Here is a 23,563-nt window from a genome sequence, read left to right as displayed (position 1 = left end):
TCTAGCGGTCCGAGACGACGATGCCCAGGGCGTGCGCCAACGTCGGGGCCAGATCGAACAGCTGGGCCTGGGCGATGGTCGCGCCCGCCAGCGACTCCACGCCCTCGTAGATGCCCAGCGAACGGGCCCCGCGCAGATCCACCTTCTTCAGCACCGCCTTGCGCATGGACAGCGCCTCGATCTCCGACCCGGGGAAGGTGACCGAGGTCAGTTTGGCCTCGCCGATATCCACGTGGCGCAGCAGGCAATCCACGAACGAGACGTCGGTGAGGGTCGCGCCGCGCAGATTCACCGAATCGAACTTGCAGTTGTAGAACTTCACCCGCCGCAGCCGCGCGCCGAAGGCTTCCACGCCGGACAGGGCGTTCATCACCAATTCCGCGTCCAGCCAGGAGGATTCGGTCAGGTCGGCGCGGATCCACTGGGTGCTGTGGATCCACACGTCGTTGAAGCGGGCGAAGGACAGGGTGCCGCCGGAGACGGTGGTGCCGGAGATGGCGCATTCGGTGAAACTGGCGCCACGCATGTTGACGTCGTCGAGGTCGAGGCCGTCGAAGTGGCCGCAGTCGTATTCGCCCTCGATGCCGACCTCGGTGTGCGGTTCCAGATGACGTGCGAACGGCAGGTCGACCAACTCCCGCGACATGCGGCTCCCTCGATTCGATCGGCGCGGCCCGGTGCCCGCGATATCCGGCCCGTCGACCGTAGACGAGCCCACCGACAGCACTGCCCGGCGGGCGCGCGGCACCCCTGAAGCAGACCGACCGGTTCTGGCGCGGCGCGCCGGGCGCGCGCGGTCCCGGAATTTACGATGGGGGGATTCTTCGGCGTCGGTGCGCACGGACGGAAGGCGGTTCGACATGCGGGTTGCGGCTGAGATTCTGGTGGGATTGCTCGCGCTGCTGCACATCTACATCCTGGTGATGGAGATGTTCCTGTGGACCACGCCCCGCGTGCGCGCGGCATTCGGAATGACCGCGGAATTCGCCGAGGACACCAAGGTGCTGGCCGGCAATCAGGGCCTGTACAACGGATTTCTGGCGGCCGGACTGATCTGGGGCCTGGTCGCCGGCGACCCGGTCGGGCGGGCGGCCCAGATCTTCTTCTGCATCTGCGTGGTCGTCGCGGGGGTCTACGGCGGCACCACCGCCAGCAAGCGAATTCTCTATGTTCAGGCGTTGCCGGGCGCTCTGGCATTGACGGCGGTACTACTGGCCGGGTAAACGATAGCGACGACTGCACCACTGACAGGGACTCGCGCCAGCCCCGAAAAGGAATGTCGAGTAACAATTTCACCTGGATCGAAGACTTAGGTGAGGATGTACGGTGCAGACCGACGACGTGGCCGACGTTGACCCTTTGGATTGGAATTGACTGTTCGATGAAGTTCTCTGCTCGACGCGGCGCGGCCGCTCTCCGGATGACCGCGATAGCGCTGACCGCCGCACTCTCGGTGGCGACGTTCAGCGGTGTCTCCTCGGCGGAGCCGCAGAAGCCCTCCTCCATCACCTCCGTCAAGAAGGACGGCCGCACCTGGCACCTGAAGGTGTACTCGGCCGCGATGGCCAAGGAGATCACGGTCGACGTGCAGCGCCCGGCCGACGAGTCGGTTTCCGCGCCCAACCTCTACATGCTCAACGGTCTCGACGGCGGTGAGGGCACCGCGAACTGGAAGGCCCGCACCGACGCGCTGCAGTGGCTCTCGGACAAGCCGGTCAACGTGATTCAGCCGATCGGCGGCATGGGCAGCTACTACACCGACTGGATCAAGGAGGATCCGCGACTCGGTGTGAACAAGTGGACCACCTTCTTCACCCAGGAGCTGCCGCCGCTGCTGGACGCGGAGCTGAACTCCACCGGTCTCAACGCGCTGACCGGCCTGTCCACCTCGGGCACCTCGGTGCTGCAGCTGGCCGAGGCCAAGCCGGGCCTGTGGAAGACCGTCGCGGCCTACAGCGGCTGCGCGCAGATCGCCGACCCGGTCGGGCAGCAGTTCGTCAAGCTCTCCGCCGAGACCTGGGCGGGCGGTAAGACCGAGAACATGTACGGACCTTCCGACAGCCCGCTGTGGAAGGAGAACGACCCGGTTCTCAACGCCGAGAAGCTGCGCGGCACGCACCTGTACATCTCCACCGGTAGCGGCATCCCGGTCATGGAGGACGTGCAGTACTACCTGGACAGCGCGCCCGGCATCAGCGGCGTGGTCAACCTGAGCCTCGGCGTCATCATCGAGGCCGCGGTCAACGGCTGCACCGCCAACCTCAAGAACCGCCTGGACGGCCTGGGCATCCCGGCCACCTACCAGTTCAACCCGGTCGGCACGCACTACTGGCCGTACTGGGAGCAGGCGCTGCACGAGTCCTGGCCGCTGCTGGCCCAGGGCATGGGTATCTAAGGGCGAGAGCCACTCTCACACCCGCGACGCGGGCGGGGTCCGATATCGGACCCCGCCCGCGTTGTCGTTCGCGTGGTCGCGGGCTAGTTCGCGCCGCAGCCGTTTGCGCCCAGCGTCGACAGCTCGATGAGCTCGGCCATGGCGTGGTAGCCCGCCGGATTCGGGTGCAGCAGATCGGGTCCGGCGTACCGCGGGTCGAGGCGGTCGGGGTCGGCGGGGTCCTGCAGGGCCGCGGCGAAGTCGATGACCGAGTCCGAGAGGCGCTGGGCGCGAATCCAGTCGTTGACGCGCAGGCGAATCGGGTTCTGGCGGGGTGCGAGGGTGTCGCCGATGAGCGAGTTCCCCGTCGGGGTGAGGGTGCCCAGGTGTACGCGGACCCCGGCGGCGTGCAGGCGCGCGATGAGGGCGGTGTATCCGGCCACCAGGCCGTCGTAATCCGCGCCCAGCGGCGAGTCCAGATCGTTGATGCCCGCCAGCACGATGACATCCGAAACAGCCGCCTGGGCAAGGACATCGGAGTCCAGGCGGGACAGCAGGCTGGGCCCGAACATGGGAATGATGCCGTCGTCGACCAGTTCGTTGCCGGAGATGCCCGCGTTCAGCACGACCAGCGGCAGCCCCGCCGCGTCGATGCGGCGCTGCAGGAAGTCCGGATAGCGGGCGTCGGCGTCGAGGATGCCCGGATGCTGGGGCACGCCCACGTAATCGGCCGAGACGTAGCCGTCGGTGATCGAATCCCCCAGGGCCACAACGGCCGAGACCGCGGGCGACGCGGTGACCTCCAGCGCCGACACCAGGGGCGCCGAGGTGGTGGTGAGACCGTAGGCCGCGCCGGTGACGTCGGCGGTGCTGTCACCGCTGCCGGGCGGGGTGTACCAGCTGGTGGCGTTGGCGTTGAAGTGACCGCTCAGCAGCGGTGCGGCGCCGGGCAGGTACACACTCACCGCGAGCGATTCCCATGCCGTGGCGGCGAAGTCGATCGGGTCGCTGAGCAGTTCCTGTCCGGCGTCCAGGGTCACCGCGGTGCGGCCGCCGAAGGTGATGGGCCGCAGCGATTCCGCCGCGACGGCCGCGCCCGCACCCCGCTCGGCGACGGTGACCCGGCCGACGGTGAGCGGGAACGGCCGGAATCTGTTCGTCAGCTTGACGCGCACCCGGTCCCCGCCCCGATGCGGGGTCACCACGACGCGATAGGTCTGTTCGCCGACCGCGGCGATGGGACGCAGCAGCGGATCCACCAGTCCCAGCGCGTCCGAGGGGCTGGCCGACCACGCCCCCACCCAACGCTCCCCCGCGCAGGCGCCGTCCCCGGCGTCGGCTCGCGCCGGCCCCGCGCCGACGACCCCCGCGACCGTCAGCGCGGCGAGCACTCCGGCGCCCGTTCGCGCCGAACGCGAATCCTTGTTCATCCCGACCACTTCCATCAGCGACCGCCGGCCCCGGACGGACTGGACGGGCGGTCAGCCTATCCGCGACGCCGGGCCCGCCGTCGGGATTTCGCCCGCTCTCGCCGCGGTCGTCCCCCGCGCGAATCCCGGCTCCGGCCTGCCGATCCGGCGGCCGCGGCGCTTCGGCGGTCGGATGTCCAGATCGGTAATTTCGCGCACCGGCCCTACCGCGGTGCGCGCGAGGTGGATACGATCGGTGCGCGTGCCCCACCGCTCGAAACGTTTTCCAGCCCGCTGGCCTTGCTAATGTTTGGATCGCCGATATCGGTGGAATGATGCTTTCGATTGCCATTCACCTCAACGAGGAGGCACGGAATGAGTTTCGAAGGGCCCGAATCCGAAAACGAATTATCTGATCCGGTTCTCTCCCTTTTTCCTCGCTCGTCCGCATGGCGTTCGACCCGTTCGGAGAACACGACCGAACGGCCCCTGCACATCGTTATGGTCGCTCCGCCCTACTTCGATATTCCACCGGCCGGCTACGGCGGCGTGGAGGCCATCGTGGCCACCCTGGCCGACGAACTGGTCGACCGCGGACACCGCGTCACCCTGCTCGGGGCGGGCCGTGAAGGCACCCGCGCCCGGTTCATCCGGGTGTGGGACGAGGTACTCACCCATCGGCTCGGCGAGCCGTATCCGGAGATCGTGAACGCGCTCAAGGCAATGCGGGTGATCGAGAAATTACACGCCGAGGATCCGATCGATATCGTCCACGATCACACGTTCGCCGGTCCCGGCAATGCCGCGGCCTATCGAATGATGGGAATCCCCACGGTCGTCACCGTGCACGGGCCGGTCGACGCCGATATGGACGACTATTACCGGTCCTTCGACCACAGCGTGCAACTCGTGGCGATCAGCGACAGGCAGCAGGCCCTGGCCCCCGATTTGAATTGGATCGCCCGGGTACACAATGCGATCTGCCCGGAGGAATGGCCCTTCCGGACCCAGAAAATGGATTACGCGCTGTTCCTGGGCCGCTACGCGCCCTACAAGGGCCCGGATCTGGCGCTGCGCGCCGCGCACGCCGCCGGAATGCGCCTCATCCTCGCGGGCAAGTGCAACGAACCACCGGAGAAGGCGTACTTCGAGGAGGCCGTGCGACCCTTGCTCACCGATTCCGACGACGTGTTCGGCGAAGCCGACGCCACCGCCAAACGCCAGCTGCTCGCGGGCGCGCGCTGCCTGCTGTTCCCGATCTCCTGGGAGGAGCCGTTCGGCATCGTGATGATCGAGGCGATGGTGTGCGGCACCCCGGTGGTCGCCCTGCGCGGCGGCGCGGTCGCCGAGGTCGTCGAGGACGGGGTCACCGGCTTCATCTGTGACGACCCCGAGGAGCTCCCGGTCGCGCTCGCGCGGATCGACGAGATCGATCCGCACGCCTGCCGCGCGCGGGTGGAGGAACTGTTCGCCGCCGATCGCCTGGCTCAGGGCTACGAGGCGGCGTACCGGCGAGCCGTGAGCACGGGGCCGCAACGGGTTTCGCCCGCGCGCGCCCATCGCATCATGGTGCCCGCGGTGGCCGGGCTGGCGGACGAGATGGTGCCCAGCCGGACATGACGATCTTCAACGCCGGTCAGCCGCCGGTCACCGACGATCGCGGCGGCATCGTGACCATGGTCGAGGCGAGCACGTTCTGTCTGTCGGACGCGCTCGGCGATATGCACGCGGGCACCGCGCAGGGACTGTTCTATCGCGATGCCCGCGTCCTGGCCCGCTGGGAACTGCGACTGGACGGCCGTGCGCCGGAACAGCTTTCGGTGATGATGCCGGAGGCGTTCCGGGCCCGGTTCGTCGCGCGCAAACCGCCGAACCCCGGCGTGGCCGATGCCACGGTGCTGGTGCTGCGCCGGCGCATGATCGGCGACGGCATGCGCGAGATCATCGTGGTGCGCAACCTCGGCGACGAGGACACGGCCATGACGGTCACCCTGCACGCGGACTCCGATTTCGCGGACCTGTTCGCGGTCAAGGAGGGCCGGGTGAACAGCGGCGGCTGCGAGCTGCGGGCCGTGGATCATGTTCTGCACCTGAGTGATCGGAACGAGTCCGGGCGCGGACTGACGATCACCGCGACCGAGGATCCGGTCATCCAGCCCGGCACGCTGACGTGGCAGATCGTGGTGCCGCGACGCGGGGTCTGGGAGACGACGGTGCAGTGCCAGCCGATTCTGGACCACCGCGCGGTGGCGATGAACCTGGCCTGCGAGGACGAGGGCAACCCGTCGAACAAGATCCGCCAGTGGCGTTCCACCGCGACGTCACTGGCCGCTACCGGGCCCGGGCTGACCGCGATCCTGCAGCGCACCGAGAGCGATCTGGGCGCGCTGCGCATGGACGATCCCGCCGACGGGACCGCCTACGTCGCGGCGGGCGCGCCCTGGTTCATGGCGCTGTTCGGGCGCGACAGCCTGCTCACCTCGTGGATGGCGCTGCTGCTCGACTCCGATCTGGCGCTGGGCACACTGCGCCAGCTCGCGAAACTGCAAGGCACGGGGGTGAATCCGCTCACCGAGGAGGAGCCCGGCAAGATCATGCACGAGATGCGGCACGGGCCCGGCGGTGACCAGGTGCTGGGCGGGTCGGTCTACTACGGCACCTCCGACGCGACGCCGCTGTTCGTCATGCTGCTGGCCGAGTGCCGGCGCTGGGGTGTCGATCAGGCCGCGATCGCCGAACTGCTCCCGGCCGCGGACGCGGCGCTGGCGTGGATCGACGACTACGGCGACGCCGACGGCGACGGGTTCGTGGAGTACCAGCGCAAGACCGATCGCGGGCTGGCCAACCAGGGCTGGAAGGACAGCTGGGACGCCATCAGTTTCGCGGACGGGCACCTGGCCGATCCGCCGATCGCGCTGTGCGAGGTCCAGGGCTACGTGTACGCCGCGCGGCTGGGCCGGGCCGAGATCGCCGAGGACGCGGGCGACACCGCGACCGCGGATCGGCTGCGCGAGCAGGCGCGGGAGCTGAGAACCCGCTTCGACGAAGCGTTCTGGCTGCCCGAGCGCGGCTGGTACGCGATGGCGCTGGACGCGGCCAAACGCCCGGTGGACGCCCTCGGCAGCAATGTCGCGCAGCTGCTGTGGACCGGCATCGTTCCCGACGAGCGCGCCGCGGTGCTCATCGAGCGACTCGCGAGCGCCGACATGGACAGCGGTTTCGGGTTGCGGACCCTGTCCGCGGCGATGGGGCGCTTCAATCCCATGGGCTACCACAACGGTTCGGTGTGGCCGCACGACACCGCCATCGCGGTCGCGGGTCTGCTGCGCTACGAACACGTTCCGGGCGCGTGGGAGCTGGCCGAACGGCTCGCGGGCGGGCTGCTCGAGGCGATTCGCGATTTCGGATCCCGGCCGCCGGAGCTGTTCTGCGGCTTCGATCGCGGCGAGTTCCGTTCGCCCGTACCGTATCCCACCTCGTGCTCCCCGCAGGCGTGGGCCAGTGCGGCGCCGTTGCTGCTGCTGCGCTCGTTCCTGGGGTTGTCCCCGAACGTGCCGCGGCGGACGCTGATCGTGCTGCCGCGACTGCCCGAGCGCGCGGGCCGGGTCCGGCTGGCGGATCTGCGGCTGGGGACGGCGACGGTCACCATCGAGGCCGAGGGCAGCGCGGTCACGGTCGAGGGCCTGCCCTCCGACTGGAATCTCGTGCAGCCCTGAGCGATACCGGGCGCGCGCCGACGGCTCGGTGACACGGGACCGTCGGCGTGGTGCGCGGACCTACCCGCCGTAGCGGCGCAGCGATTCGACCGCGGCGTCCTGGGCGTCGAGGAGTTCGTCGCCGTGGGCGGTGGCCCAGGCCGCCAGGGCGCGCAGGGGGCCGTCCACGAGAGACGTTCCGAGGGCGGTCAGCTCGTAGTCGACCCGGGGCGGAGCGGCGGGGACGGCGCGGCGGCGGACGAGACCGTTGGCCAGCAGGCGCAGCAGCGCCTCGGTGAGGGGTTTGTCGCGGAGTCCGCCGATGGCCGTGCGCAATTCGGCGCGCCGGCGCGGCCCCTCGTGCAGGGCCGCCAGGATCACCGGGTCCCAGGTGTGCGCGAACAGGTCGGTGGCCGCGCGCATGCGGCAGTCGGCTACGGGTTCGCAGCGGTCGTCGGGGCGGGTCACGAGTCCATGATCGCGCATCGCGCGCGCACCGATCGGTGCGCTTCGGAGTGCCTAGCGTGGCCGACGCCGATCACGAGCGAAGGAGCGGGCGATGCGAATCACCATTTTGGGTACGGGGACACTGGCCGGGGCGCTGGGGGGCCGCTGGGTGCGGGCCGGGCACGAGGTGACGGTGACGGGACGATCGGCCGACCGGGCCGGGGAACTGGCCCGGCGGCTGGGTGCGCGGGCGATCGCCCCCGGCGCCGCGGTCGCCGGGGCGGACGCGGTGCTGCTGGCGGTCGCGTGGAGCGGGGTGGCACAGATGCTGGCGAGCGTGCGGGCCGAGAGCGGAAGCCTCGGCGGCACAGCGCTGATCGATCCGACCAACGCCATCGATCACGGCGTCGGGGCGCTGCTCACCCCGCCGGGCGGCTCGGGCGCGCAGCACATCGCCGCTCTCGCGCCCGGGGCGCGAGTGGTGAAGGCATTCCATCTGTTTCCCGCGAGCCAGTGGACCGATCCAGCCGATTCGCCTGTCACGGTGGCGATCTGCGGTGACGACCCGCGAGCGCTGGACACCGCCGGGACTTTGATCCGCGATGTCGGCGCGACGCCGGCGGTCCTGGGCTCGCTCGCGCGAGCGCGCCAGCTCGAAGAGGTCGCGGGTTTCGCCATCGGGCTGGCGTTCCAGGGCATCGACCCGCGGCGCGCACTGCCCGGCGCTGCCGCCTAGGCACACCGAAGTACCACGCGCGCAAGGCATCTCGCGCTGTCTCGCGGCGTGGGTCTTCATGACGCGGATTGCGCTGCGGGGCAATCGGTCTATGCGTACGGTAGCTAACGATATCGTGAAGCCCTTCCGGGACAAGGGGAATGAATCGTCCCGGTTGACCGCACCCGCCATCCGCCCACGACCACCTTGGGAATCCCACCGTGACCCCTTCCTATCCGTCCGGACCTCCGCAGCGGTCCCCGGAGCCGATGTACACCAGCGAATTCGCGCAGGACCCGCACGCGGCGTACACGCGGTGGCGTGCGAACCACGGGTCACTCGTACCGGTCGAACTCGCACCGGGCGTCCCGGCCACCCTGGTGGTCGGGTACGCCACCGCATTGCGAATCCTCAACGACCCCGCGCACTTTCCCGCGGATCCGCGGGGCTGGCAGACCTCGGTGGACCCGGGCTGCCCGATCCTGCCGATGATGGAGTGGCGGCCCAACGCGCTGCGCAGCAGCGGGCACGAACACGCCCGCTACCGAGCCGCCAACGTCGCGGCGCTCGGCACGGTCGACCTGCACGGCATGCGTGCGGTCATCGAGAAGTTCGCCGATCCGCTGATCGCGCAGCTCGACAGCGGGGAGGCGCCCGGCCCGCAGGCCACCGCGGATCTGCTGGGCCGCTACATCTATCCGCTCATCCATCAGGTGCTGGCGTACGTGCTCGGTTTCGACGACGACACCAACGAACAGGTCAGTGCCGGAATGGCATTGATGTTCGACGCCACCGCCGACTCCGCCGCGGGCAACGCCATGCTCATCGCCGCGCTCGTGGAGCACCTCGAGCGCAAACGCGCGTGCCCGGGCGCCGACGTCACCTCGCGCATGCTCGGTGCGGCCGACCTGGACACCGAGGAGCTCATCCACCAGCTGGTGACCCTGCACGGGGCAGGCAGCGAACCGCAGGTACACCTGATCGCCAACACGCTGCTGCTGATGATGACCGACGAGCGGTTCGCCGGCGATCTCATCGGCGGCAGTCTGCTCACCCGCGACGCGCTCGACGAGGTGCTGTTCACCAATCCGCCGCTGGCCAATTTCTGCACTACCTATCCCCCGCAGCCGACCCTGATCGACGACACCTGGCTGCCGGCACATCAGCCGGTGGTGATCAGCATGGCCGCGTGCAACGCCGACCCGAGCATTCACACCGACCGCACCCAGCACATCGGTAATCGCTCCCACCTGGCGTGGAGCGCCGGGCCGCATCGATGCCCGGCCCAGCACCTGGGCTATCAGATCGCCGTCGACGCGATCGACCACCTGCTCGATGTCCTGCCGGACCTGCGGCTGGCGGTCGCCACCGCCGAATTGAACTGGCGGCCCGGCCCGTTCCACCGGGCGCTGACCGCGCTGCCGGTCACCTTCCCCCGATCCACGCATCCGAATTAGTTCAACGAGTGAGGAATACGATGACCGAGACACCGCTGGTTCTGGATCCGACCGGCAGAGACATCCAGGGCGAATCCGCGCGCATCCGCGCCCGCGGCCCGGTCACCCTCGTCGAGCTGCCCGGCGAGGTGCGCGCGTGGTCGATCACCGATCAGGACATCCTGCACTCGCTGCTGCGCGATCCGCGGGTGTCCAAGGATGCCCGCCAGCACTGGCCCGCGTTCATCTCCGGCGAGGTGGGCCCGGACTGGCCGCTCTACACCTGGGTCGCGGTCTCGAACATGTTCACCGCGTATGGAAAAGACCACACCCGCCTGCGCAAACTCGTGCAGCCGGCCTTCACCGGACGGCGCACCCAGGCCCTGCGCCCCCGGGTGGAAGCCCTGGCGGCGGAGCTGCTGGACCAGCTCGCGCAGACCCCGCCCGGTCAGCCGGTCGACCTGCGCGAGGCGTTCTGCTACCCGCTGCCGATCGCGGTGATCTCCGAGCTGATGGGCGTGCCCGAATCCCTGCACGCGGGTCTGCGGGTGTGCGTCGACGGCATCTTCGACACCTCGCTGACCGCGGAACAGGCGTACGCCAATTTCGGTGAGATGCAACGGATCCTGCACGAGCTGGTGGCGTACCGCCGCGACAATCCCGGCGACGACATGACCAGCGTCCTGATCACCCATCGGGACGAGGACGACGGCTCCATGCTGACCGAGCAGGAGCTGGTGGACACCCTGCTGCTGGTCATCAGCGCGGGCCACGAGACCACCGTCAACCTGCTCGACCAGGCCATCTACCTGCTGCTGACCCAGCCCGAGCAGTACGCCAAGGTCGCCGCGGGAACCGTGTCGTGGAGCGATGTCGTGGAAGAGGCGCTGCGATTCGAGGCCCCGGTGGCACATCTGCCGCTGCGCTACGCCGTCGAGGACCTGGATATCGACACCCCCGCCGGCCCGGTCCGCATCGCTCAGGGCGAACCCATCCTGGCCGCCTACGCCGCCGCGGGCCGCGATCCCAAGGTGCACGGCGACACCGCCGACGAGTTCGATGTCGCACGAGAACTGAAGGCGCACATGTCCTTCGGCTACGGAGCCCACCTGTGCCTGGGAGCTCCGCTGGCCCGCCTGGAGGCGCACATCGCCCTGTCCGCGCTCTTCGAGCGCTTCCCGGACATGCGCCTGGCCAAGGACCCCGCCGAGCTCGGCACGACGAGCTCGTTCATCTCCAACGGCCACGACGCCCTGCCGGTGTACCTCGGCTTCTGACCCCGCGCATCCGGCGGGCGGGGCGATTCCCGCCCGCCCGCCGGATGTTCCGGAATCACGACACGTGATCGCAATATCGATCGGGTCGCGACGGTGGCAGGATGCGGGTGTGGGTGACTTCTTCGAACGGATCGTCGATCTCGAGGTGAGCGCGGGCGAGGCCGCGGCCGCCGGCGCGGGCGTGATCGAGTGGATGGTGTCCCGGGGGTGGCTGACGCGGGAGACCTCGGGTGAGGCCATGTACAGCCGGCATGCCGAGGAGGGGTTCGTCGCGGGGCCGGGGTGGGCCGAGATCGCCGGGGACTGGGGCGCGGACTGGATTCCGGGGCCGGTCGCGGTGATCACGGGCAGGCACGCCCACTACGGCGGGCAGGGGGAGATCGAGCCGGCCGCGGCGCTATGCCCGCGGTGCGAAGCCAGGACCGTGATCATCGACTACCCGCAGCAGTGGGAGGCCGATCCCGCGGTGTGGCAACCCTTCTCCGAGGCCATCGAGGCGTGGGAGCACACCGGCGAGGGGGCGGCGACCTGCCCCGCCTGCGGCGCGTCGAGCCCCATCACCGAGTGGCGGTGGGCCGACGAGATGGCGCTGGCGACACTGGCTTTCGACTTCTGGGGCTGGCCGCCGCTCACCGACGCGTTCGTCGCCGAGTGCGCGGCGCGACTCGGCCGTCCCGTCGCGCGCCAGAGCGGCAAGTTCTGAAGCGTGACAGCGTGATTCGGGCGGTCACCGCGCACCCCGGCCGCCCGTAGCCGGGGTCCGCTACCGTGCGACCGGGGCACGGCCGCAACGGATTCGGCGCCTACGCCGCGCGGCGGCGCAGGACGAAGACCGGGATCTCTCGGGTGGTCCAGGACTGGTAGGTGTCGAAGTCGGCGTAGATCTCCACCAGCAGCGGCCACAGGCGCGCGCGTTCGGCGGCGGTGGCCAGGTCCGCGCGGACCGCGCGATGCTCGCGGCCGATGCGAATGTGCGCCTCGGGGTTGGCGCGCAGGTTGTGATACCAGTTCGGGTTCTTGGTCAGGCCGCCCTGGGACGCCACGATGACGATGTCGTCGCCGTCGCGCAGGTAGAGCAGGGGCGAGGTGTAGTCCCGGCCGGACTTGGCGCCGCGATGTTCGAGCAGCAGGGTGTCGACCGGTTTGCGGAAGCCCGCGCCGATCCGCCATTTGCCGCCGATCCGGCCGCCGGTGCGTTTGAAGACCCACACCTGGGCCCGGCCCATGATCCGGAACATGGTCGGGAGCGAGGGGTGATCGAGTTGTTTGGGACGCGGGGGCGGGGTACCGGCCATGGTCTTCCTTCCGTCGAAGCACGATGACCATACATCGGTAACCATGTGTATGGTCAAGACGGGAGCGGCGGTGACCCGGTACCGTCGACCACGATCGTTCCGACGACTAGGGAGGCAGCGTCCGGTGCGCACGCACGGTTGGTCGGGAGCGGCGCCCGTCGACGACGACGAGGCCGTCGCCCGCATCCTCGCCTCGGCCCGGCGGGCCATCGACGTCTCGGGCAGCGACATCAGCATCGCCGAGGTGGCCCGCGATCTCGGCGTCACCCGCCAGACGGTCTACCGCTACTTCCCCGGCGCCGAAGCGCTGCTCACCGCGACGGCCATCGCGCACACCGGCGAGTTCCTGGACGTGCTGGCCGACCATCTGCGCGAGATCCGCGATCCCGCCGAGGCCGTGGTGGAGGGCATCGCCTACACCCTGGAACGGCTGCCGCACGAGAAGTACCTCAACCTGCTGCTCACCCCGGGCCGCGCGAGCGCGTTCTCCGCGGGCGTGACCTCCGATGTCGCCCTGACCTTCGGACGGTCCATCCTGGACCGGTACGCGGTGGACTGGGCGGCCGCCGGCCTGTCCGGCCCGGCGCTGGACGAACTCGCCGAACACATGCTGCGCGTGGTGCAGTCGTTCGTCATCGACCCGGGCCGCCCGCCCCGGCACGGCGCGGAACTGCGCCGCTACCTGCACGAGTGGGTCGCCCCGGCGCTCGTGCGCCGCTGAGCGGGCCGGTCGGGAACGACGCCGGACGCGCCGCGGTCCCGGCCACCGCGGCGCACTCCGGAGCGAACAGCGTTCGCGCTCAGGCCAATTCGTTGATACGAACCTGATTGCCCGCCGGGTCGCGGAACGCGCAGTCGCGAATCCCGTAGGGCTGCTCGGTGGGTTCCTGCACGACCTCGGCGCCGGTGGCCTGCACCCGCTCGAACACCGCGTCGAGATCCTTGGCCGCCAGCACGATCGTGGCGAAGGTGCCCTTGGCCATCATCTCGGCGATGGTGCCGCGCTCGGCGTCGGTGATGCCGGGATCGCCGTTCACCGGGTGCAGCACGATCGAGGTGGCGGGCTGATCGGGCGGGCCGACGGTGATCCACCGCAGGCCGTTGTAGCCCACGTCCTGGCGCACCTCGAAGCCGAGCTGGTCCCGGTAGAAGGCGATCGCGGCGTCCGCGTCGTCGTGGGGCAGGAAGCTGGATTGAATGGTGAGTGTCATGCCGACAACGCTAGGAGCGGCACCGCCGCCGGCGCTTCTCGATTCCTGACCGGTCTCCGCGCGCCGCGCTCAGGCGGGTGCGGCGTCGTCCACCCGGCCGGGATCGTCGAACCGCCCAGTGGCCAGGGCCGAGTCGCGATGGCGGGTGGGAAAGCCCGGGCCCAGGCGCACGGACATGTCGGCATGTTGCAGCGGTTCGCGGCAGTGCGCGCACACCACCTCGGCGTGGGTGTCGTGCGCGCAGGCGGTGTGATGCAGGATGACCGGCGGCCCGGCCTCGGGGGCCAGCCAGCGATCACCCCAGCGCATCATGGCCGCGATGACGGGGAAGAAGTCGCGGCCCTGCTCGGTGAGCCGGTACTCGTAGCGCGGCGGCCGCTCCTGATAGCGGACGCGCTCGAGCAGATTCTCCTGCACCAGCCGGGTCAGGCGCTGGGTCAGGATGTTGCGGCTCAAGCCCAGCGTGCGCTCGAAGTCGTCGAAACGCGTGGCCCCGTAGAAGGATTCGCGCAGGATCAGCGGCGTCCACCAGTCCCCGATGAGGTCGACGGTACGCGCCACCGTGCACGGCCAATTCGCGAAGGTCGTGCGTTTCATTCGGGCACGCTGTCCGGACTCATACCGGCACCATATCCAAACGGGCGGGCACGTACTTGTGCCACGGGGTGCCGACCCATTCGTCGCGCGAGTCGAACTCGGTGAGTTCGTTGGGCGCGACCCCGGTCGTCACCGATACCCCGTCGGGGCCGGTGACCGAGAGCCCGAAGCCGTTCGGCAGCGACAGATGCCCGGGCCGCATGCGGTCGGTGGGCTCGACCGGAACCTCGGTGCTGCCGCGCCGGGTGGTGACCCGCACCAGATCGCCGGCACGCAGGCCCAGGGCGTCGGCATCGACGACGCTCAGGCGCAGGGTGCCGCCGCCGTCGCGTTTGCGCCAGCGCGGATCGCGCACGATCGTGTTGGCGGTGAAGGCGCGGCGCTCGCCCGCGGACAGGACGAACGGCCAGTCCGCGGAATCCCCGTCGACCTCAGGCAGATCGGCCAGCACCGCCAGCAGTTCGGGGACGACCAGGCGAATCGTGCTGTCGCGCAGCCGGTTCCAGGTCACCTCGTAGTCGTCCTCGGTGATGACGATGCCGTGCTCACCGGCGAGGATGGCCTCGAAGAGCCGCTCGCCCGCTCCCAGACCCGTTCCGTACCCGGCGCGTTCGACGCTCTCGGGGAACTTGCGCACGCAGTTGTAGGCCGCGGCCCACAGCAGCGCCGCACCCGCCGCGCCGTCGGGCAGGGTGGGCCCGAGGGTCCGATACAGCAGCACGGGTGCGAGTTTCGCGCGGCGCGGATCCGCCAGCACGCCGAGGAAGGCCATGGCGAACGCCTCGCGGCCCTGCTCGAGCGCGGCGCGCAGCGGCGCGTAATCGTCCTCGGACAGCGCCCCGGCCGCTTCGACCAGCCGGGCGTGGATCTCGGGTTCGGCCAGCACGCCCGCGGGCGCGGGCAGCACCGGGTGGCGCAGGTGGAAGATGTTGCGCGGGAAGTCGAAGTTGAAGAAGGTCGCCTCGTACTTCTCGAACTGCGTCGCCGCGGGCAGCACGTAGTCGGCCTCGCGCGCGGTCTCGGTCATGGCCACGTCGATGACCACCACCAGCTCGAGCGAGCGCAGCGCCGCGCGCATGCGCGCCGAATCCGCCAGCGAGTGCACCGGATTGCTGCTCTCCACGACCATGGCCCGGTAGCGCGCGGGATGGTCGGTGAGGATCTCCTCGGTGATCACATTGCACGGCACCAGGCCGCTGATGATCGGCGCGCCCGCGACCGGGGACCGGGGACCCTCCCCGGCCGGGTGGCCGCGATCGTGGCCGAGCGCGGCCATACCGGTGAAGGCGTACTGGGTGCCGGGCTTGCCGACGTTGCCGGTCAGCAGCCACACCAGCTTCTCCACGTAGCTGACCACGGTGGAGTAGCGGTTCATCTGCACCCCGAGATCCTCGAGCGCGGCCACCGACCGCGCCCGCGCCAGCCGGTGCGTGGCCGCGGTCACCAGCTCGAGGTCGACATCGGCGGTGGCGCAGTACTTCTCGATGGGGACCGCGCGCAGCACGGCCAGCACCTCGTCCAGGCCCTCGGCCCGTTCGGCGAGCCAGGCGCGGTCCAGCAGGTCGTCGCGCACCAGGATCGCGGCCATGGCCGAGAGCAGGTATACATCGGTGCCGGGGCGCAGCTGCAGGTGGAAGTCGGCCAGTTCGGCGGTCTCGGTGCGCACCGGATCCAGCACGATCATCGACCGCTCCGGATCCCGCGCGATCTCCTTCAGGACCGTGCGCGCTCGCGGAAACCCGTGCGACTGATAGGGATTCTTGCCGACGAAGAACGCCACCTCGGCGTGCTCGACATCGGCGCGCATCGGGTAGCCGAACATCCGGGCGCCCACCCAGAAGTCGCCGGTCTTCTCCTGGGCCAGGGCGCTCGAGCGGTAGCGCATGCCGAAGGCGGCCATGGTCGCCGGAGCGTAGGCCCCGCCCAGGTGATTGCCCTGCCCGCCGCCGCCGTAGTAGAAGATCGATTCGCCGCCGTAGCGCAGCGCGACCTCTTGCAGTCGCGCGGTGATATCGGAAATCGCGGTGTCCCAATCGATTTCCTCGTACTCGCCGTCCGCGCGGCGGCGCAGTGGCGTGGTGATCCGCCCGGTGCGCCCGTTCTGGTAGTGGTCCAGCTGCAGCGCCTTGTTGCAGGTGTAGCCCGCCGAGGCCGGGTGCAGTTTGTCACCGCGGATCTTCTCGAACGAGCGCCCGTCCGGCCCGAGGAGGACCTGGATACCGCAGTTGCACTCGCACAGGATGCAGGCCGTGGGCTTCCACTCACTCATCGGCCCAGCGTAAGCCAGTCAGTTCACAAACGCTACCGACTTCGCCGAATCGATTCCCGTACGCTCGACACCGACGCACGAGCACCAGCCCGAACAGCACGAACCGGACGATCCACCGGACCGTCCCGACCCGTGAGAGGCGATCCGTGAGCACTGCGAGCGACACTTCCGCCGACAATCTCGACACCGGCGAGGGCGACACCATCGCCCCCGAGCCCTACCGGCTCACCGACGCCCCCGGCCCGCTGAGCCCCGGCGAACTCACCGCCCTGGACGCCTGGTGGCGCGCGGCGAACTATCTCGCGGTCGGGCAGATCTACCTCATGGACAACCCGCTGGTGCGCACCCCGCTCGAACCACGGCACATCAAACCCCGCCTGCTCGGGCACTTCGGCACCGTCCCCGGCCTGAATCTGGTGTGGGCGCACGCGAATCGGGCCATTCGCGCCCGCGATCTCGACGCCGTCTTCGTGGCCGGCCCGGGGCACGGCGGACCCGGCCCCAACGCCTGCGGCTGGCTCGAAGGCACCTATTCCGAGCTGTACAGCGACATCCCGCAGAACGCGGAGGGCATGCGCGCGCTGTTCGCCCAGTTCTCCTTTCCCGGCGGCGTTCCCAGCCACTGCGCCCCCGAAACCCCCGGCTCGTTCCACGAGGGCGGCGAACTCGGCTACTCGCTGCTGCACGCTTTCGGTGCGGCACTGGACAATCCGGATCTGACGGTGTTCTGCGTCATCGGCGACGGTGAGGCCGAGACCGGGCCGCTCGCGGGCAGCTGGCACGCCAACAAATTCCTGAGCCCCGCCCGCGACGGCGCGGTGCTGCCGATCCTGGCGCTCAACGAATACAAGATCGCCAATCCGACCATCCTGGCCCGGATTCCCCGGGACGAACTCGAATCCCTGCTGCGCGGTTACGGTTACGATCCGCACTTCGTCTCCGGCAGCGATCCCGGCGCGGTGCACCAGGCCATGGCCGCGGCCCTCGACGCGAGTCTCGACGCCATCGCCGCGGCCCAGCGCGCCGCCCGCGCCGACGGCAGCACCGAGCGCCCGGCGTGGCCGATGATCGTGCTGCACACCCCCAAGGGCTGGACCTGTCCCCCGGTCGTCGACGGCGAACCCGTCGAGGGCACCTTCCGCGCGCATCAGGTACCGCTGCCGGCCGCGCGCCAGAACGCCGAACACCGGGCGGTGCTCGAGCGGTGGCTCGAGTCGTATCGACCGCGCGAACTCTTCGACGCCGACGGCACGCCCGTGCCCGAACTACTGGCCCTGTCCCCGGCCGGCGACCGGCGCATGAGCGCCAACCCGGTGGCCAACGGCGGTGCGCTGCTGCGGGATCTGACCCTGCCGCGCTGGCGGGACTTCGGCGTCGAGGTCGTCACCCCCGGCGCGGTCAAGCACGAGGCCACCCGCGTGCTGGGCGGCTGGCTGGCCGAGGTCACCCGGCGCAACCCCGACAACTATCTGACCTTCGCCCCGGACGAGCTCGCCAGCAACCGGCTCCAGGACATCCTCGCGGTCACCGGCCGCGACTGGCAGGGCGAGATCGGCGAATTCGACGTCGATCTCGACCGCACCGGCCGGGTCGTCGAGGTGCTGTCCGAACACATCTGCCAGGGACTGCTCGAGGGCTACCTGCTCACCGGCAGGCACGGCACCTTCACCTGCTACGAGGCGTTCATCCACATCGTCGACGCCATGTTCAACCAGCACGCGAAATGGCTCGACGCCAGCGCCGCCGTCCCGTGGCGGCGGCCCATCGCCAGCCTCAACTACCTGCTGTCCTCCCATGTCTGGCGCCAGGACCACAACGGCTTCACCCACCAGGACCCCGGCTTCCTGGACGTGGTGCTGAACAAGAGCCCCGAGATCGTGCGCATCTACCTGCCGCCGGACGCCAACACCCTGCTGTCCACCTTCGATCACTGCCTGCGCTCACGGCACTACGTGAACGTGGTGGTGGCGGGCAAACAGCCGCAGGAGAGCTGGCTCTCGGTCGAAGCCGCCGCCGAACACTGCGCACGGGGCATCGGCATCTGGCCGTGGGCGGGCAACCACGGCGAACCCGGCACCGCCCCCGACGTGGTGCTGGCCTGCGCCGGTGACGTCCCGACCCTGGAAACCCTTGCCGCGGCGTCGATTCTGCGCGAGCGGCTGCCCGAACTCCGGGTCCGGGTGGTGAACGTGGTCGACCTCATGCGCCTGCTCCCGCGCGACGATCACCCGCACGGCCTGCCCGACAGCGAATTCGACACCCTGTTCACCCGCGATCGCCCGGTCGTCTTCGCCTTCCACGGCTACCCCTGGCTCGTACACCGCCTGACCTACCGGCGCACCAACCACTCCGGGTTCCACGTGCGCGGCTACAAGGAGAAAGGCACCACCACAACGCCTTTCGACATGGTCATGCTCAACGACCTGGACCGCTATCACCTGGTCATGGACGTCATCGACCGGGTGGAGTCACTGCGCGAACACGCCGCCGAACTGCGCCAAGACATGGTCGACGCGCGCTGGCGGGCCCGGGCGTGGACCCGCGAACACGGCGAGGACATCCCGGTCGTCGCCGACTGGAAGTGGCTCTGAGAGTCCTCAGGCCGAGACGCTGACGGGCGTGCGCACGATGCGCCCGCCGAGGCGTTCGTTGACCGCGAACCCGTGTCGTCGGCACCACGCCGCCAGCGTCGGCACCGCGGAATCGTCGTCGCGGAAGGTCGGCACGAGCTGGCCGACGATGTACAGGTGCTGGGCGTCCGCGGCCCGGCACAGCTGACCCAGCAGCGCCGAGCCGAAACCCGACCCGCGCAGCTCCGGAGTGACGGTGATGTTGTCGAGTTTGATCGTGTCGGCGTACAGGTCGAACACCACCTCGGCCAGCGCGTCGGCGCGGCGCAGGGCCAGCACGTCCGGCGGCAGCGGGCGCAGCTCGCCCGGCAGATGATCGGCGAGCCGGCGCGCGGCGTCCTCGTCCGGCGCGGCCCGGGTCACCGCGACCACCAGCTCGGTCAGCTCCGACACCGCGGCCCGGTCCCCGTGCGCGGCCGGCGGGCGCGTGCGCTCGGCGGTCTCGAACACGACCTGCAACTGCCGCGCCCACTGCGGCGCGGTCGCCTCGTACTCCGCGATCAGGTCCCGCAGGGTGTGTTCGAGACAGATCGAGCGCCCGAGACTGCGAATACGGCCCCCGGACAACACACCCCAGTCGTGGTCGTCCGCCCCCACCCCGTGATGGGCCAGTTCGCGCAGCAGCGCGTCGCGCCGACCGGCCGCGTTGGCGATGGACGCACCGGGCAGCCGGGCCATCCAGCGCCGCCAGCCGGTGAGATTGGCGCGAATCCGGACGGCCGCCACATCACCGCTGGCATCGAGGTAGTTGCGCAGCGCTTGCTGACGTCTCTCCAGCAGCTCGCTTCTGCGCTCCAATCCCGGATCCGCGGGTAGTGATTCGGCCTCACTCATACCCAACAAGCTAGCGCCAGGGTCACAAGAGGCAGGTTATCGGCGCGCTCGAGATTTCATTCGATGCAAAAACCGCTGCCTGCGCGCTACCGGGGAACGGTTTGCTGGTCGGTCCACAGGACATCCGACGGAGCCGGGCGCACGGGCCGCGGCGGCTCGTCCGCGAGCGCGGAGATCCGGGTCAGCAGATCCCACTCGTACTGTTTGGCCTGCGGGCGCGTGTAGTGGAACGACGTGCGCAACGCCTCTCGCGCCTTGCGCCGCCGGCCGTGCGTCAGCAGCGACTCCAGCGCCGACAGTGGGCCCAGCTCCCGCGCGGCCGGCTGGGAGATGGTGGCGCGGAACCACTTCCGCTCCTCGCCCAGCACCCAGCGGTAGGCGAGCAGGAAGATCGCCAGGTCGATCACCACCGGCAGGAACAGCACCAGCACACCGGGGCCGGCCGCGCGCGGCGCGTCGAAGATCGCGTGCATGGACACCGCGAGCAGATAGAACAGCGTGAAGGTCGCGATCCGCCACACCCACGACCGGTCGGTGCGCGTCAGCAGCACGACGATGCCGACACCCACCAGCGCCGACATGGCCCAGTGCGAGGTGAACGCGGTGAGCAGCCGCAGCAGCGCCACCACGAACACGTCGAGCACCGGGTGCTGCGGCGAGGCCACCGCCGTCTGCAGGCTGTACAGCATGTCCTCGGAGATCTGCGCGCCCAGACCGACCGCGCCGCCGATCAGGAAGCCGTGCATCGGGCGACTCAGCCGCGACCGGAACAGCACCGCCACCACCGCGATGCCGATCGCCTTGATGAACTCCTCGTCGATGGGCGCGGCGATGGCGGCCTGCCAGTTCGAGGCGAACTCGTCGCCGCCCAGGTTCGTGACCACCCGCGTCACCCGGTCGTTGGCCCACAGCGCGGTACCCGGCCACACCAGCGCACCCCAGGCGAAACCCATCACGATCGGCGCGAGCAGCCGGGTCCGGGCCCGGAACATGTCCAGCCAGAACAGGATTCCGCCGAACACCAGGAACGTCAGCGCGGTGATCGGCAGCGCGGCCAGGGCCGGTCCGCCGCCGTAGACCACCAGGCCGAGCGCCTGGATCAGGAACAGCAGCGGCCCGTACACCAGGGCCGCGCAGTACACCCAGAACAGCGCCGACCGCGGCTGCACCCAGCTCACAGTTCCACCGCCTTCGTGCTCGCGAGCACCATGTCGATCAGGGCCCGGCCCGCCTCCCGGGTCGGGCCGGACACGGTGATCGTCACCCCGATGTCGCCGCTGTTGGCCACCGCGCACACCGCGCCCGCCGTCCCCGGCAGTACACAGGTGAGGCCGCGGAACGAACCGTCGTCGATGCGGCCGCCGTCGAAATCGGCGGCCTGACCGGAGGCCTTGATCGGCAACAGCAACCGGGGCGCTGCGGTGTCGAAATCGGTGATGCCGTCGACCACCGAGATGATCATGCGCTGTTCGCCGATCTCGGATCTGAGCACCGCGGTGGACTCGCTGCCGGTGGCGACGCGCGCCATGGCCTCGGGCACCGCGAAGGTGATGGCGTTGGCCGGATCCACGCCGCCGTTGATCGCGCCGACACCGCTCGCGGACAGGGTGATGGTGTCACCCTTCGAGACGGGAGTCTCCCGCGTCGGGACCGCGTGATCGACGATGACCGGAACGATCAGAATGGCCGCGAGCGCGCCCACCGTCGCTATCGCGGGACCCACCGAATGCAGCGAATCCAGAAGGCGCGTCATGCTTTCCAGCCTCTCGGTCCGGGCGGCGCGAGCGCCACGGTCCGTGCCCGTCACCGGGCCGCTCGCCGAAAAGCCGTCCGCCAAAGCTTGCCGAAAGTTAACCACAAAACAGACAAATCGCCTGGCATAAACGCCGGGAAATCGAGAGGCGACAAAAACGGCTCCCGGAGGCCATCTCCGGGAGCCGCTCTCGACCGCCCCGCGCGGGGCGGTGCGGTTACAGCAGGTTCGCCAGCCCCGACAGCGGACCGGGCAGCCCGGCCACGTGGTTCTTCAATCCGGTCAGCACCGGGTTGGGCGTCGCGGCGCGCAGCCGATCGAGCTCGGCCTGCATGACGCCGAGCGTCTCGTCGTAGAGCCCGTCCACCAACTCGGCGTCCTCCGGATCACCCGGCTGGGTGGACCAGTCCAGGGCGGGCAGGAAGCTGACGTCCACGTGCGAGGGCAGCGGAATCTGCGGCACGATCGGCGCGACACCGAAAGGCAGGCCGACGGTGTACGGAAACACCTTGGCGCGCAACATCTTGTCGATGCCCAGCGCACGCGCGGTGCTCTCCCCGCGGCTGAGGATGAAGATCGAGTCGTGCCCGCCGTTCGCGACCGCCGGAATCACCGGCACCCCGAGCTTGAGCGCGAGCCGGATGAAGCCCTTGCGATTGGCGAAATCCACCTTGCCGCGCTCGGTCCACGGCCGGCAGGCTTCCCAGTCCCCGCCGGGGTAGACCATGACCGCGCCGCCGTCCTTGAGCCCGGCCGCGGCGGCCTCCTGCGAGGCCGGAATCACACCGAAGCCGCGCAGGCCGTCGCCGATTCCCGGTGCGCGCAAAAGGATTTCGTGCGCCACACCGTAGGTCGGCTCGTTCGGCCTGCGATCCAGGGCGGCCATGAAGGTGATCCACACCTCCGGCGCCCAGTAGATCGAGGAATGGTTGCCGATGATCAGCGCGGGACCCGAGGCCGGCAGATTCTCGATACCGGTGACCTTGGGCGTGAAGTAACTCGTGTAGGCCCGCGCGAACGGCAGCAGCGGGTGGTTGGGATCGGGCAGTACGGGTGTCTTGTCCATGAAATTGTCCTGTCGTATTGCGTTGCCGGTGACGGGCTGTACGCGACGACATACGCCGACACTTGATCCAGCTGCGAGCCGAAAGAATTGCCCCCGGTCACATCCCCATTGATATTCCGACGGCCGCGCCCGCGCGGTCCGGTATGGCAGTGCGATTGTCGCTGCGTTGCGACTGGTTGCCCGTCACCGTCCTCCTGCCCCTTCGACGTTACCAACCCAAGCATTTGCTTGGTAGGAAGTGTGCGAAACCCAACAGCCGATGGAAACGGCCACCCGGCGAATCCGGGTGCGGCTTGGGATGTCCGACGGCCGCTGCCCAGGAGGTCCGGGCGGTTTTTGTGCGGCGCACCGGAACTCGATCGCGAATACGGCACGCCGGATTCACATGCCCAGATGCGCATATCCGGGTAAAGGAATGTCGTGGGCGCGCGGGGGCCCCCCGGCGGCCCCCCCATAGACGCTTGGGGGGGGGGTAAGTCCCCGCCCCGGCCGGCGGCAACGCCCCCCCCGGCCCCGGAGCCCACCACCGCCCTCCCCCCCCACCCCGCCACCGCC

General features: G+C 69.7%; 21 protein-coding genes. 10 read left to right on the top strand and 11 right to left on the bottom strand.

Annotated elements, in window-relative coordinates; all coding sequences use genetic code 11:
• Position 1: 1 nt before the first annotated feature.
• Complete coding sequence (locus ACWIGI_RS00230) at positions 2 to 646, bottom strand: pentapeptide repeat-containing protein (RefSeq protein WP_454200127.1); 645 nt, start codon at positions 644 to 646, stop codon at positions 2 to 4.
• Positions 647 to 860: 214 nt separating this feature from the next.
• Here ACWIGI_RS00230 and ACWIGI_RS00225 point away from each other — a divergent pair, with 214 nt between their 5' ends.
• A complete protein-coding gene (locus ACWIGI_RS00225) occupies positions 861 to 1,223 on the top strand; it encodes a DUF1304 domain-containing protein (protein ID WP_454200126.1) in 363 nt (120 codons plus the stop codon).
• A 158-nt stretch (positions 1,224 to 1,381) separates the two neighbouring features.
• Positions 1,382 to 2,395 carry an alpha/beta hydrolase gene (locus ACWIGI_RS00220; protein ID WP_454200125.1) on the top strand — a complete coding sequence of 338 codons (1,014 nt, stop codon included), beginning with the start codon at positions 1,382 to 1,384 and terminating at the stop codon, positions 2,393 to 2,395.
• 83 nt (positions 2,396 to 2,478) lie between these two features.
• On the opposite strand, the gene ACWIGI_RS00215 is transcribed toward ACWIGI_RS00220, so the two are convergent.
• A complete protein-coding gene (locus ACWIGI_RS00215) occupies positions 2,479 to 3,804 on the bottom strand; it encodes a GDSL-type esterase/lipase family protein (protein WP_454200124.1) in 1,326 nt (441 codons plus the stop codon).
• 480 nt (positions 3,805 to 4,284) lie between these two features.
• Between ACWIGI_RS00215 and ACWIGI_RS00210 the strand changes: the two genes are divergently transcribed.
• Both ACWIGI_RS00210 and ACWIGI_RS00205 read left to right on the top strand, forming a co-directional pair.
• Positions 4,285 to 5,403 carry a glycosyltransferase family 4 protein gene (locus ACWIGI_RS00210; protein ID WP_454200123.1) on the top strand — a complete coding sequence of 373 codons (1,119 nt, stop codon included), beginning with the start codon at positions 4,285 to 4,287 and terminating at the stop codon, positions 5,401 to 5,403.
• Complete coding sequence (locus tag ACWIGI_RS00205; RefSeq protein ID WP_454200122.1) at positions 5,400 to 7,499, top strand: amylo-alpha-1,6-glucosidase; 2,100 nt, start codon at positions 5,400 to 5,402, stop codon at positions 7,497 to 7,499. The genes ACWIGI_RS00210 and ACWIGI_RS00205 overlap by 4 nt, the downstream gene beginning before the upstream one ends.
• Before the next feature lie 60 nt (positions 7,500 to 7,559).
• Here the strand turns inward: ACWIGI_RS00205 and ACWIGI_RS00200 are convergent, their stop codons facing one another.
• Positions 7,560 to 7,946, bottom strand: a complete 387-nt coding sequence (locus ACWIGI_RS00200) for a winged helix-turn-helix transcriptional regulator (protein ID WP_454200121.1) — start codon at positions 7,944 to 7,946, stop codon at positions 7,560 to 7,562.
• Positions 7,947 to 8,037: 91 nt separating this feature from the next.
• On the opposite strand from ACWIGI_RS00200, the gene ACWIGI_RS00195 reads away from it, so the two are divergent.
• From ACWIGI_RS00195 to ACWIGI_RS00180, 4 genes are all read left to right on the top strand, one after another.
• Positions 8,038 to 8,661, top strand: coding sequence for an NADPH-dependent F420 reductase (locus tag ACWIGI_RS00195; protein ID WP_454200120.1), 624 nt, complete (start codon positions 8,038 to 8,040; stop codon positions 8,659 to 8,661).
• Between the two features lie 248 nt (positions 8,662 to 8,909).
• Complete coding sequence (locus ACWIGI_RS00190; RefSeq protein WP_454200119.1) at positions 8,910 to 10,097, top strand: cytochrome P450; 1,188 nt, start codon at positions 8,910 to 8,912, stop codon at positions 10,095 to 10,097.
• Between the two features lie 20 nt (positions 10,098 to 10,117).
• Positions 10,118 to 11,353 carry a cytochrome P450 family protein gene (locus ACWIGI_RS00185; RefSeq protein WP_454200118.1) on the top strand — a complete coding sequence of 412 codons (1,236 nt, stop codon included), beginning with the start codon at positions 10,118 to 10,120 and terminating at the stop codon, positions 11,351 to 11,353.
• Between the two features lie 109 nt (positions 11,354 to 11,462).
• Entirely contained in the window at positions 11,463 to 12,056 is a 594-nt protein-coding gene (locus tag ACWIGI_RS00180) for a hypothetical protein (protein ID WP_454200117.1), read from the top strand.
• Between the two features lie 100 nt (positions 12,057 to 12,156).
• On the opposite strand, the gene ACWIGI_RS00175 is transcribed toward ACWIGI_RS00180, so the two are convergent.
• Positions 12,157 to 12,648, bottom strand: coding sequence for a nitroreductase family deazaflavin-dependent oxidoreductase (locus ACWIGI_RS00175; protein ID WP_454200116.1), 492 nt, complete (start codon positions 12,646 to 12,648; stop codon positions 12,157 to 12,159).
• Positions 12,649 to 12,772: 124 nt separating this feature from the next.
• On the opposite strand from ACWIGI_RS00175, the gene ACWIGI_RS00170 reads away from it, so the two are divergent.
• The gene (locus ACWIGI_RS00170; protein WP_454200115.1) at positions 12,773 to 13,369 is read left to right on the top strand and encodes a TetR/AcrR family transcriptional regulator; all 597 of its coding nucleotides are present in this window, start codon (positions 12,773 to 12,775) and stop codon (positions 13,367 to 13,369) included.
• Between the two features lie 79 nt (positions 13,370 to 13,448).
• Here the strand turns inward: ACWIGI_RS00170 and ACWIGI_RS00165 are convergent, their stop codons facing one another.
• The 3 genes from ACWIGI_RS00165 to ACWIGI_RS00155 form a co-directional block, all read right to left on the bottom strand.
• Positions 13,449 to 13,859, bottom strand: a complete 411-nt coding sequence (locus tag ACWIGI_RS00165) for a VOC family protein (RefSeq protein ID WP_454200114.1) — start codon at positions 13,857 to 13,859, stop codon at positions 13,449 to 13,451.
• A 69-nt stretch (positions 13,860 to 13,928) separates the two neighbouring features.
• Positions 13,929 to 14,456 (bottom strand): winged helix-turn-helix transcriptional regulator, encoded by a 528-nt coding sequence (locus ACWIGI_RS00160; RefSeq protein WP_454200113.1) that lies wholly within the window; start codon positions 14,454 to 14,456, stop codon positions 13,929 to 13,931.
• A 19-nt stretch (positions 14,457 to 14,475) separates the two neighbouring features.
• Positions 14,476 to 16,725 (bottom strand): molybdopterin-dependent oxidoreductase, encoded by a 2,250-nt coding sequence (locus ACWIGI_RS00155; RefSeq protein ID WP_454200112.1) that lies wholly within the window; start codon positions 16,723 to 16,725, stop codon positions 14,476 to 14,478.
• A 203-nt stretch (positions 16,726 to 16,928) separates the two neighbouring features.
• Here ACWIGI_RS00155 and ACWIGI_RS00150 point away from each other — a divergent pair, with 203 nt between their 5' ends.
• The gene (locus ACWIGI_RS00150) at positions 16,929 to 19,316 is read left to right on the top strand and encodes a phosphoketolase family protein (RefSeq protein WP_454200579.1); all 2,388 of its coding nucleotides are present in this window, start codon (positions 16,929 to 16,931) and stop codon (positions 19,314 to 19,316) included.
• A 6-nt stretch (positions 19,317 to 19,322) separates the two neighbouring features.
• Here ACWIGI_RS00150 and ACWIGI_RS00145 read toward each other — a convergent pair whose 3' ends face one another.
• The 4 genes from ACWIGI_RS00145 to ACWIGI_RS00130 form a co-directional block, all read right to left on the bottom strand.
• Positions 19,323 to 20,189: a hypothetical protein gene (locus tag ACWIGI_RS00145; RefSeq protein WP_454200111.1), complete on the bottom strand. Its 867-nt coding sequence runs from the start codon at positions 20,187 to 20,189 to the stop codon at positions 19,323 to 19,325.
• A gap of 86 nt (positions 20,190 to 20,275) precedes the next feature.
• The gene (locus ACWIGI_RS00140) at positions 20,276 to 21,367 is read right to left on the bottom strand and encodes a PrsW family intramembrane metalloprotease (RefSeq protein ID WP_454200110.1); all 1,092 of its coding nucleotides are present in this window, start codon (positions 21,365 to 21,367) and stop codon (positions 20,276 to 20,278) included.
• Complete coding sequence (locus ACWIGI_RS00135; RefSeq protein WP_454200109.1) at positions 21,364 to 21,942, bottom strand: hypothetical protein; 579 nt, start codon at positions 21,940 to 21,942, stop codon at positions 21,364 to 21,366. The genes ACWIGI_RS00140 and ACWIGI_RS00135 overlap by 4 nt, the downstream gene beginning before the upstream one ends.
• A 217-nt stretch (positions 21,943 to 22,159) precedes the next feature.
• On the bottom strand, positions 22,160 to 23,008 hold the full coding sequence (locus ACWIGI_RS00130; protein WP_454200108.1) for a lysophospholipid acyltransferase family protein: 849 nt from the start codon (positions 23,006 to 23,008) through the stop codon (positions 22,160 to 22,162).
• Positions 23,009 to 23,563: the final 555 nt, after the last annotated feature.

The organism is Nocardia sp. NPDC055321, from assembly GCF_053645575.1.
Note: the sequence above shows the minus strand (reverse complement) of the source record. Positions and strands in the feature narration are given on the sequence as shown.

What these genes read in the sequence shown, in the direction of transcription:
- ACWIGI_RS00230 (WP_454200127.1), bottom strand. Translation starts at nt 646, where the DNA reads ATGTCGCGGGAGTTGGTCGACCTGCCGTTCGCACGTCATCTGGAACCG.
- ACWIGI_RS00225 (WP_454200126.1), top strand. Translation starts at nt 861, where the DNA reads ATGCGGGTTGCGGCTGAGATTCTGGTGGGATTGCTCGCGCTGCTGCAC.
- ACWIGI_RS00220 (WP_454200125.1), top strand. Translation starts at nt 1,382, where the DNA reads ATGAAGTTCTCTGCTCGACGCGGCGCGGCCGCTCTCCGGATGACCGCG.
- ACWIGI_RS00215 (WP_454200124.1), bottom strand. Translation starts at nt 3,804, where the DNA reads ATGAACAAGGATTCGCGTTCGGCGCGAACGGGCGCCGGAGTGCTCGCC.
- ACWIGI_RS00210 (WP_454200123.1), top strand. Translation starts at nt 4,285, where the DNA reads ATGGTCGCTCCGCCCTACTTCGATATTCCACCGGCCGGCTACGGCGGC.
- ACWIGI_RS00205 (WP_454200122.1), top strand. Translation starts at nt 5,400, where the DNA reads ATGACGATCTTCAACGCCGGTCAGCCGCCGGTCACCGACGATCGCGGC.
- ACWIGI_RS00195 (WP_454200120.1), top strand. Translation starts at nt 8,038, where the DNA reads ATGCGAATCACCATTTTGGGTACGGGGACACTGGCCGGGGCGCTGGGG.
- ACWIGI_RS00190 (WP_454200119.1), top strand. Translation starts at nt 8,910, where the DNA reads ATGTACACCAGCGAATTCGCGCAGGACCCGCACGCGGCGTACACGCGG.
- ACWIGI_RS00185 (WP_454200118.1), top strand. Translation starts at nt 10,118, where the DNA reads ATGACCGAGACACCGCTGGTTCTGGATCCGACCGGCAGAGACATCCAG.
- ACWIGI_RS00175 (WP_454200116.1), bottom strand. Translation starts at nt 12,648, where the DNA reads ATGGCCGGTACCCCGCCCCCGCGTCCCAAACAACTCGATCACCCCTCG.
- ACWIGI_RS00165 (WP_454200114.1), bottom strand. Translation starts at nt 13,859, where the DNA reads ATGACACTCACCATTCAATCCAGCTTCCTGCCCCACGACGACGCGGAC.
- ACWIGI_RS00160 (WP_454200113.1), bottom strand. Translation starts at nt 14,456, where the DNA reads ATGAAACGCACGACCTTCGCGAATTGGCCGTGCACGGTGGCGCGTACC.
- ACWIGI_RS00155 (WP_454200112.1), bottom strand. Translation starts at nt 16,725, where the DNA reads ATGAGTGAGTGGAAGCCCACGGCCTGCATCCTGTGCGAGTGCAACTGC.
- ACWIGI_RS00145 (WP_454200111.1), bottom strand. Translation starts at nt 20,189, where the DNA reads ATGAGTGAGGCCGAATCACTACCCGCGGATCCGGGATTGGAGCGCAGA.
- ACWIGI_RS00135 (WP_454200109.1), bottom strand. Translation starts at nt 21,942, where the DNA reads ATGACGCGCCTTCTGGATTCGCTGCATTCGGTGGGTCCCGCGATAGCG.
- ACWIGI_RS00130 (WP_454200108.1), bottom strand. Translation starts at nt 23,008, where the DNA reads ATGGACAAGACACCCGTACTGCCCGATCCCAACCACCCGCTGCTGCCG.